Raw genomic sequence first — 9,939 nt, 5'->3', positions numbered from 1 at the left:
TTCGTGTGATTCACTTGTCCATTGACCGATAAGACTTACTTTACCATCATAATTTGCTGTCGTATCTCTTTTAAATCTTCTAGTTCTTGAAGGTTCGGGATTTGGTGTAGTTTCTGAACTACCTGAGTTTGATGAATTTTCTATTGTTCCTGTAGTTGTTGAAGCTGAACCACTATTTTTATCTACTGTATTAGATGTATGAATAACAGCATTTAATTTATTTGTTTCAGTATTCTCTAAATTAGTATGTTCAATGTTTGAACTGTCATTAGCCGAAAGAGAATCTTTTGGCTTATTATTTTCTGATAAATGTTCATTTGCTAATTCAGAAGATGGTATCCCATTATCTTTTGCATATACTGCACCACTTCCTATAAATAACATAGCACTAACAGCAACACTAACTGCACCGACATGATATTTTCTAATTGAGAAACGTAAAGTTTTTTCTTTGTTATTTCTTTTAAATTTCATACTTCAAGCATCCTTTCTTGTTAATCAATTCACTGGCATGTTAATTATACATTTATTCACAAATTTTATCAAACATTACTAATTTTCTATTCTTATTTCTTCATAAACTAAAATCCCCTACTATTTTGTTAGTAAGGGATTCTTGTACATTTTATTCTATTCAAAATATTCATTCTTATGTTTTTAGTCTCATGAATTAAAAGCATCCATCAATCGCCCTTCTGTTAACACAATAACATTCGAGCAAATCGCTTCAATTAACGACTGATTATGGCTAATAAATACTATTGTCATCTTTGTTTCTTCTTGAACTTTTTGTAATACTTTTATAACTTTTTCTTGATTCGTATCATCTAATGAACTCGTTATTTCATCACAAATTAAGCACTCAGGTTGTGCTAAAATAGCCCTTGCAATCGCACATCTTTGACATTGTCCGCCAGATAATTGATGAGGATATTTTTCTAACCAAGCCAATTCTAACTCTAGGCTTGTAAATAATTCCTTTATCATTCGAATCCGTTCTGATTGATTCTTAATTTCTCGCATAAATCTTAACGGTTCTTCCAAGCTCTTCAATATTGTTTGATTCGGATTAAAAGATAATAAACTATTTTGGAATAAATATTGTACTCTTCGGTAATAGCTTTGTTTTTCATAAGCCAATAACTCTCTTAACTCTTTTCCTTCAATCTCAATACTTCCTGCGTATGGAATAAAGCCTGATAAAATCTTTGCAAGAGTTGTCTTTCCTGCTCCTGAATGACCCATTATTCCAGTTACTTCGTATTTTGGAATATCAACCGTAACGCTTTGAAGAATCGCATCATCACTTTGATAATGATTCGATACATTTTTCAATTGAAAAAATACTTCTGTATCTACACCCGTATCTCGGACAAAGGGGATTCTTTCTTGTAGCGCTTCCTCTTGCTCTATAAAATGTCCCTCTTCTAAAGTCAAAACTTTCGTACAAAATTGATAGGCTAACTCTTGTTGATGCGTCACCAAAATCGTAGCAGTACGATTTTGGTTTGCTATATCAACGATTAATTGCATCATTTCTACTTGCAAAGGAGCATCTAAAGCACTAAAGGGTTCATCAGCAATAATTAATTTCGGCTGATTGATAAAAGCCATTGCAATCATCACTCTTTGCAACATTCCTCCAGATAATTCGTGAGGATATAATTGTAATACTTTTTCCTCTAATTTAACCATTTTCAGAGTTTCAACAATTTTTGTAAGATTTGGTTGTACCATTAATTCTTCCAACTGTTGACCGATTGTAAATAAGGGATCCAAACTATGTTGTCCATTTTGAAAAATGATGCCAATATCCTGTCTCAAATATTCTCTTCTCTTGTTACGATCTAATATTAACCAGTTTTCTTCTAAAAACTTCATTTCAGTCACATTCATCATTACCTTTTGATGAATATTCCCAAGAATACATTCTAAAAAAGTCGATTTCCCAATACCCGACTCCCCAATAATTCCAATGACTTCTCCTTCTTTAATGGAAAAATCTAAATCTTTGAGGACTACTTCCTGTCCATAAGAAGCATTTAATTGTTTGACGTCAAGAATTTTCTGTGTCATTAGTCTTTTACCAATTTATTCGTAATATGATAGAAATCAGATGGAGATAATTCAAAATGATGAATATAATTGTTCATTGCCCCATGTAAGTTAACAAATCCAATGTAGTCGACAACTGCTTCATCTCGCGCATAATCTTGAATTTCTGAGACTTCGCTACGGATTTTAGCTGCATCAACTTCATGAGCTAAGGTAGAAATTTTTTCATCTAACCATGAGTCTGAATTTTTAACATAATTTAAAGCTCCATCACTCGATAATGTTGCATCTAAGAAGTAGTGAGGATCTCCCGTTGGTAATGTTAATGCTGAAGCTAATGCAATATCATAATCTAATTGGTTTAATCCATCGACTTTTTCTTGAATATCAATTTTCAAATCAATCCCTAATTGTTTAAATTGTTGTTGAAGTGCTGTAGCAATTTTTTCAATAGCTAATCTCTTATAAGTTTTTAGAACAATTTGTAAAGGTTCATTTTTATCATTGACTAAAATACCATCTGCATTTTTTGTTTTATAGCCGGCTTCTGCTAATAATTTAGTTGTCATTTCTGGTTGGTATTGTTTATTAGCAAATGTACCACTTGAATAAATACTTGAATCTAAAAACGCACCATCAGCTGGAGTGACATGACCTTTTAAGAAGTCTTGTGTCAACTCTTGCTTATTAATCGCATGTAAAATCGCTTGTCGTACTTTTTTGTCTTGTAATCTGGCTTTATTCAATTCTAAATGATACGTTCTTGTACTTGGTTGATTATAGACTTGAACAGAAGAATCTTTCATTAATGAATCGGCTACATCATCATTTAAATCTAATCCACCATCTACTTCTTTAGATTTAATCGCTAATTCTAATGTTTTTTGATCTGGAATTAATTGGTAATGAACTTCCTTAATTGAAGCATTTCCAGCCCAATAATGAGTGGAAGCTGTTAATGAAATCGAATCATTTGGCTTAAATTCTGTCACTTCATAAGGGCCCGTTCCTATAATTTTATCCGTACTTGTTACATCTACAATCGCTGTTTTAGCATCCACTAATTCATGAATAAACTGAGGACTTGGTTTTTCAGTATGAATTGTAAAAGTTAGTGAATCATTAGCAGTATAAGTAGCTGTTTTAAAAATTTTACCCGACTTATGGTTTTCTCCTACTCTTTGAAGACTAGCAATGACAGCGTCACTAGTAACAGCATTTCCATTTGAAAATGTAAGTTTTTCTTTTAAATGAATTTCCCATGTTTGATCATCAATCTTCTTATAAGAGGATGCTAACCATGGTTCTACATCAAAATCCTTTGTTAAACGGAATAATGTTTCTCCAATCCCAAAACGAATGGTATACCAACCTTCCCAATCTTTTGCGGGATCAATGCCTGCTGTAAATTGAGAATATCCAATTTTAAAAGTTGAATTTTGAGTACTTTCTTGTTGTTGGGATGCTGGCTGTACGGGGGCACATCCTACCAATACTGCTGCTGCAATGGTTAATAACATATTTTTTAATTTCATAAATTTCTCCCTTTCTGTTGAATCCAATAGTGGATTCCGTTAAATATAATAATCGTTAGAGTTATCGCAAGTCCTGGTGCAATCATTAACCATGGTGCTTGTTCAAACGATAATCTTCCCTCATTTAACATCGCTCCCCATTCTGGTTGAGGAACTTTTACTCCTATCCCTAAAAAAGATAATGTTGCTAAACTTAAGATTGTACTTGAAACATTGACAATCATATACGTCACTAATGGTACTTGAATATTTTTTAAAATTGTAATCAGCCGATACCATAATGGTGCTCCTTGCATATACATTGCCGTTACATATTCTCGAACTTTAATGTTACGAATTTCTCCTCTTGTTAATTTGGCATAATAAGGCAAATAACTAATGACAAGCGCAATGACCCCATTTCTTAAGCCTCCACCTAATACTCCAGCTACCGTAATGGCTATGAGTAAACTAGGAATGGCTAATAAAATATCTACGAGGTTCGTTACGATTCTGTCAATCCATCCACCAAATAACCCAGCTACTCCTCCTAAAAACATTCCACCTAAATAAGATAATCCAACGATTAAAAGAGAAGCGCCGATAGAATATCTAGCTCCTACTATCACTCGAATAAACACATCTCGACCAAAGTCATCCGTTCCAAACCAATGATGAGCGTTTGGTGGTCTTAACAAATCACTAGCATTCATCGTTTCGTAGTTAAGGAACACTGTACTCCACAATAGTAATACACATCCTATTAAGATGAGTGACATAACCCATTTTCTTTTATTGTTCATGGCAATTCACCACCTTTAATACGGCTATCTGTCCGATTCTGTAATTCATCCGAAATTTGAGTGAGTACCAAATATAAAAAGCTAATACATACAACTATCATCTGAACGACTGGATAATCTCTTGAACTAATACTATCCATTAATAACTTCCCAATTCCTGGCCAATAGAAAATCGTTTCTACCACAACGACACCAGCCATCAGAGAACCAAATGATAGTAAAATAATCGTCACCATTGTAGGAAATATATTTTTCAATAAATGTCTTTGAAAAATTTTTGACTCTTCCATCCCACGATAATAAAGCACTTTAACATATTCTTGTTGTAATTCTTGTTCTAACAACGCTGAAAATTGTTGAATAAATTTTGCACTCACCGGAATCACAATTGTAATAATCGGTAATATTAATCCAATCCCACCTTGATTGGATAATAATGGAACCCATTTTAATTGAACGCTAAATACATACATTAAGAAATAACCAATGACGAAAGATGGTAATGACATGTAAAAAAATAAGATTAATTGAAAAAGTAATTTTACAATTCGGTTTTGACATCTCACCAAAAATATCGAAAACGGAATGGAGATTCCTAATGAAATCACTAGAGTAATAATTGCCAATTGAATTGAATTCAAAGCGGCTGGAATCATTAATTTCTCAACCTTGATATCAGACATTAAACTCTTACCAAAATCACCTTGGAGAAATGTAAAGAGCCAATTCCCATATTGTACAAGTAAAGGTTGATTCAGTCCCATTTCCTCACGCATAAGTGCAAGAGCTTCTGAAGAGACACGACCAGTCCCAGCAGACATTTTAACAGAAGCAGGATCACTAGGTGCTAAATGAATGAGTAAAAATACAAAAAATGAAATACCGACAAATAAAATAGATATGGTTAAAATTCTTTTCAAACCTTTAAACATTCACTACCACTCCTTACTTCTTAGCACATAGTAAGAACAAAGGTGTAGGATTATAAAATTCATCTTTTTCTAGATAAATTCTATGGCTAATTGTTCGATCAATTTGAAGAGAGTTAACTTCTTGGTTTAATAAATATTGCACATCCCATTGAGGTCTTACTTCACTTGAAATGGATAGACTTCTTTGAATCATTTCGCATTCTGATAAAGTAGCTTGACTTAAATGATGATGCGCATGATGCTGTGGCAAATGACTCGTATCCGTCATACTCGAAGCACCATAATTTCCATCAATATTAATGAGTAATCCACCTTTTTTTATTACTCGAAGCCATTCATCATAAGCTTTAGGAACATCTGGTAATGTCCAAGTCACATTTCTAGCAATGACGATATCAAAACTTGCGTTCTCAAATGCTAGATTTTGAGCATCCATCACTAAAAATTGCGCATTAAACTTTTCCTGTTTCGCAAAAACAGTCGCTAAATGAATCATTTCCTTTGTTAAGTCAATTCCTATTACTTCATGCCCCATCTGACTTAAAATGCCTGTAAAAAATCCTGTTCCACAACCAATATCTAAAATTTTTAAAGATTTCTTGTGTGGTAAATATTTGGCAAACTCTGTAATCCAACGCTCCTTCAATGGACTATGAAATTCTCTTGTACGTTGCTCTAAAAAAGAAGAGCTTCGTTTTGTCCAATAATTTTCAACTCTCTCATGAATAGTTTGTTCTTGTGTCATCACGCATCCCCCTTTACGACTTTGATACAAAACATCGGTGTCGCACCATAATTTAATTGTTCTTCATAATTCCAGACTAAATCTCCAAAATTTTCTTCCGTTTCTACTGAAACATCTTCCTGTGATGAAAAATAATCGATATCCCATTGTGGCCTTTGTTGATAGGTTAAAGGCAATTGTTGAACAATCCAGGTCATTTTTTCCTCATCAACACCTTCACCTTGCCAATAATCTTCTAGCTTTTCTTCTATCACTTTTTGACGCTTTGCTTCAAATTCTTTTTCTAATTGTTCATTTTGAAGAAAAGAATACCAATTCGCATCAAAGATGAATAAAGCTCCATACGGTTTCAACACTCTTAACCATTCTGAATAGGCTTGTTGTGGATTTTGTAAATTCCAAGTTAAATTTCGACTAACAATAATATCAAAACTTTCTGGCTCAAACTCTAAATTCTGAGCATCCATTTGAATGAGTTGTATACTTGAATGCTCCTTACCATATTTTTGAATATTCTCTTTAGCAACTTCTAGCATTTTATAGGAGTAATCTACACCAGTAATATTGCTATATCCCAATTCTTCTAAAATAATTGAAAAAAATCCAGGACCAGTTCCTATATCCAAAACCTTCAGATTTTGATTTTCTGGTAACAATCGTTTGAATTGTTTTTTCCATCTTTCTCTTTGAATTCCCTCTAATTCTTTTTGATTCACCTTGGAATATCCTGTATAACGATGATTCCAATAATATTGTATTTCTTCTAATAAGTTCACATTTGTTACTCCCTTAATTCCTAACTCGATGCTAATCTGTTACAAGTTTATCAAAGTATATCGGAATTTATGTTAACAAATAATCACAAAATCAGAATTTTTTCTACAAAAAAAAGAATTTCAGCGCCTCTGAAATTCTTCTTAATTCATTACTTTTATTGTAATTTTTTGTCTACCAAAATCCATTGCTTGTTGTACTTCAGGAAAATGTAAGTCAATTCGATTCCCCTTAATATCTCCACCTGTATCCCCAGCAATCGCTATCCCATAACCTGGAACTTCCACTAAAGTGCCTAACGGAATTTGAGTAGGATCTACTGCAATAACATTTGGATTCGATCTTAAATCAATTCCCATCGCTGTATAATTACTTAATCCCGGTTGTTTATAAGAATAAGCAGTTGCTTCTGCTGCAAATTCTTTCCCATTTGACGTTGATTTTACTTCATTTGAAAGTGACTGAAAATTAGAAGAAGTCTTATTATTTCCTTTGGATTCAATATTATTTTTTACTATTGAATCTTTAACTTCAGTTGAATGAACTTGTTCTGTTTTCTTATCCTCAGGAGCATGATGAGTTGTTGGTTCGCTATTCTCACTTAATGCTTGAGCCTTACTTTCTTGTTCACGAATTGCAAATAATGCTTCTTTATTCGTCGCAAGATTTTGTTTTAACACTCGAATACTATCCGCATAAAGTGTAGATTCTGTTTGTAACTCTTCTTGTTTTTTTAATAAAGTATCTTCTGTATCTCTTAATTCTTTTTGCGAAATTTCTAATGTTTGAACTTCTTTTTGATAATTTCGAATCGTTAAAATATCCACCTTGAATAATTCTTGAATAACGATTAATCGATGAAAGAAATCCGAAATACTTGTTGCTTGAAGCAGTTGAACAAATCGTTGATAAATCACTCCACTTGATTGTAAAGCTACCATTCTTTCTTTAACGACGGTTTCCTTTTCTGCTAATTTTTCTTGCTGTTCATTTATTTGAAATTCTAATTCTTTTTGATTGGATTTCAATTCATTTAAGTCTTGTTTCAATCTTTCAACTTGTCGATATTTCTCATTAGCAACATTTAATTTTTGAGAAATTTCATGTTCTAATTGTTGAATCGATTCTTGAGAAATTTCCTGCGCATGAATGGACATTGGATAACTAGTCATAAATAGACATGCTAATCCACTAAAAATAAAACTTTTTCTTAATCGTTTATCCAGTACAATACACCACACTTTCTCCATAGTATTCTTCATTATACAATTTGCATATAAAAAAAACGTAACAACCGTATTACAGTGTTGTTACGTTTTATCCTTGATCTTTATTGATTCGAAACTTTTTTGAACGAGAAACCATTTACTTTCTCTAGAAGTAAAATAAACACAAATAAAATTATAATAAGAATAGGAAGGACAATTATTCCCATACTCCCACTTAATTGTGCATTATTAATATTTTGAGGCAAGCTTCCTGTTAAAACCTCAACTGAACGTAAATAAGTAAATGGAATAATATGTGCTACTCTCTGTAAAGGTTCAATTACATTTATACCAAAGACGAATCCCACAATTAAAATTAATGAGATAAATAAAGCAACTGTTTTTTGTTTGAAAAAGAAACTAATTAAATAGACTACTTCAACAATAACGATAAATACTAAAAATTCTAAGGCTAAACTCTCCAATAATATATTCTGTATTTTAACAATCACTATCTCTTGCTTAGCAACATCAAAAATTGGATATGGATATTCCAAAGTTCCTAACCCTTGATTGAATAATCCTAAAAATAAAGAAATAGCACAGATTACTAGAAACACAATGGTTACATACCCAACTCCTACTCCAAAAGAACTAATAGCAAACTTCACTTTTGAAAAAGGAAGTAACTTAGCGGTATCCAAATTACCTTTAAATCGATCTGTAAATAGTTGTGTTAACATAAAAATGATCGAAATTAAAAATAAAGTTGGAATAATAGTACCCAGCGTCCATACTACTTGATCAATGCCATAAGTTGGGAAACCTAAATGATGAGCCTTAATATTTAATGGGGATAAAGCTTCATACACCTTCCATTCACGATATACTGCCTGTTTTAATTCCGCACTAGAATGAGCCTCTTTTGAAACGATTCCAAAAGTCTTTTCTTCATGTTTCGCTTGTAAAGCATAAGCCTCTTTCCACTTTTGTTGTTCTAATAAAGATAGAATATGTTTTCTTTCCTCTAATTGATTCTGATTCTTATCTAAATTATTCTTTGTAGACTGATATTCTTCTGACTCAGTATCTGTCGTTTGAGATAATTTATCTTCATTTTCTTTAATAAGTTGTTCGTTTTTTACGATGCTACTTTGTATTTGACTTTCTAAACTAAGTTTCTGTGCCGTTCTACTATTCATATAAAATGCAATACTAATTACAATTGCTAGCAATGCAACTATAATCACATTTAATCGACTTTTTAAGGCTTTTTTTACTAAAAATAAACTAAAATGTTTCATCATTGCACCTCTTCTATTCGACAATTTTCAATCTTTACAATTTTATCGCAGACATCCATTAATTCTTCTTTGTAGTGAGAACTTATGATAATCAATTGTTGTGTTTTGATTTCTTTTAATCGATTGAAGAACTTAGTACGATAATACTCATCTAAACCATTTGTAATTTCATCCATTAACCAACAGTCTGCTTGACTCATAAAATACATTGCTATTAATAATCTTTGTTTCATCCCTAGTGAATATTTTCGAATGGGTAGATGAATATAGTCAGACATTTCCCAATACTCAATTTCATTCTCTAAATTTTGAGATGAATTCCAAACATTTTTGATATAAACTAAATAATCTATTCCACTCAGATTTCCATCAAACCATTCAACCGTTTCATAATAAAATAGTGAAGAAGGAGCTATGATATGTCCACTATTCACTGAAATTAACCGACTTATTGCACGAAATAATGTAGTTTTTCCAGAGCCATTAATCGCAACCATTCCATATATATTTCCCTTTTCAAAGGTAAAATCTATATCTTTTAAAATCATTTCTCTTGTTTTTAAACGAACTTGATTCAGTGTAATCATACAAATCCCCACTTTTT

The 9,939-nt window shown here is 32.1% G+C and carries 10 protein-coding genes; all 10 read right to left on the bottom strand.

The window, feature by feature from the left end:
• On the bottom strand, window positions 1–474 hold a 474-nt coding region (locus RYL55_RS07540; RefSeq protein WP_315008356.1), incomplete at its 3' end, for a YSIRK-type signal peptide-containing protein.
• A gap of 189 nt (window positions 475–663) precedes the next feature.
• Entirely contained in the window at window positions 664–2,076 is a 1,413-nt protein-coding gene (locus tag RYL55_RS07535; RefSeq protein WP_315008354.1) for an ATP-binding cassette domain-containing protein, read from the bottom strand.
• The gene (locus tag RYL55_RS07530) at window positions 2,076–3,590 is read right to left on the bottom strand and encodes an ABC transporter substrate-binding protein (protein ID WP_315008352.1); all 1,515 of its coding nucleotides are present in this window, start codon (window positions 3,588–3,590) and stop codon (window positions 2,076–2,078) included. The genes RYL55_RS07535 and RYL55_RS07530 overlap by 1 nt, the downstream gene beginning before the upstream one ends.
• Window positions 3,587–4,372: an ABC transporter permease gene (locus RYL55_RS07525; RefSeq protein WP_315008350.1), complete on the bottom strand. Its 786-nt coding sequence runs from the start codon at window positions 4,370–4,372 to the stop codon at window positions 3,587–3,589. The genes RYL55_RS07530 and RYL55_RS07525 overlap by 4 nt, the downstream gene beginning before the upstream one ends.
• On the bottom strand, window positions 4,369–5,304 hold the full coding sequence (locus RYL55_RS07520) for an ABC transporter permease (protein ID WP_314111033.1): 936 nt from the start codon (window positions 5,302–5,304) through the stop codon (window positions 4,369–4,371). The genes RYL55_RS07525 and RYL55_RS07520 overlap by 4 nt, the downstream gene beginning before the upstream one ends.
• Before the next feature lie 13 nt (window positions 5,305–5,317).
• Window positions 5,318–6,049, bottom strand: a complete 732-nt coding sequence (locus RYL55_RS07515; RefSeq protein ID WP_315008348.1) for a class I SAM-dependent methyltransferase — start codon at window positions 6,047–6,049, stop codon at window positions 5,318–5,320.
• A complete protein-coding gene (locus RYL55_RS07510) occupies window positions 6,049–6,825 on the bottom strand; it encodes a class I SAM-dependent methyltransferase (protein WP_315008346.1) in 777 nt (258 codons plus the stop codon). The genes RYL55_RS07515 and RYL55_RS07510 overlap by 1 nt, the downstream gene beginning before the upstream one ends.
• A 141-nt stretch (window positions 6,826–6,966) precedes the next feature.
• Window positions 6,967–8,073: a 3D domain-containing protein gene (locus RYL55_RS07505; protein WP_315008345.1), complete on the bottom strand. Its 1,107-nt coding sequence runs from the start codon at window positions 8,071–8,073 to the stop codon at window positions 6,967–6,969.
• 80 nt (window positions 8,074–8,153) lie between these two features.
• Window positions 8,154–9,335, bottom strand: a complete 1,182-nt coding sequence (locus RYL55_RS07500) for an ABC-2 transporter family protein (RefSeq protein WP_315008359.1) — start codon at window positions 9,333–9,335, stop codon at window positions 8,154–8,156.
• Window positions 9,335–9,922, bottom strand: a complete 588-nt coding sequence (locus RYL55_RS07495; protein WP_315008358.1) for an ABC transporter ATP-binding protein — start codon at window positions 9,920–9,922, stop codon at window positions 9,335–9,337. Before RYL55_RS07495 ends, RYL55_RS07500 begins: the two co-directional genes overlap by 1 nt.
• Window positions 9,923–9,939 lie beyond the last annotated feature (17 nt).

Origin of the sequence: uncultured Granulicatella sp. (genome assembly GCF_963515615.1) — a bacterium.
Lineage (GTDB): Bacteria > Bacillota > Bacilli > Lactobacillales > Aerococcaceae > Granulicatella.
This window is presented reverse-complemented; position numbering and strand designations above follow the sequence as displayed.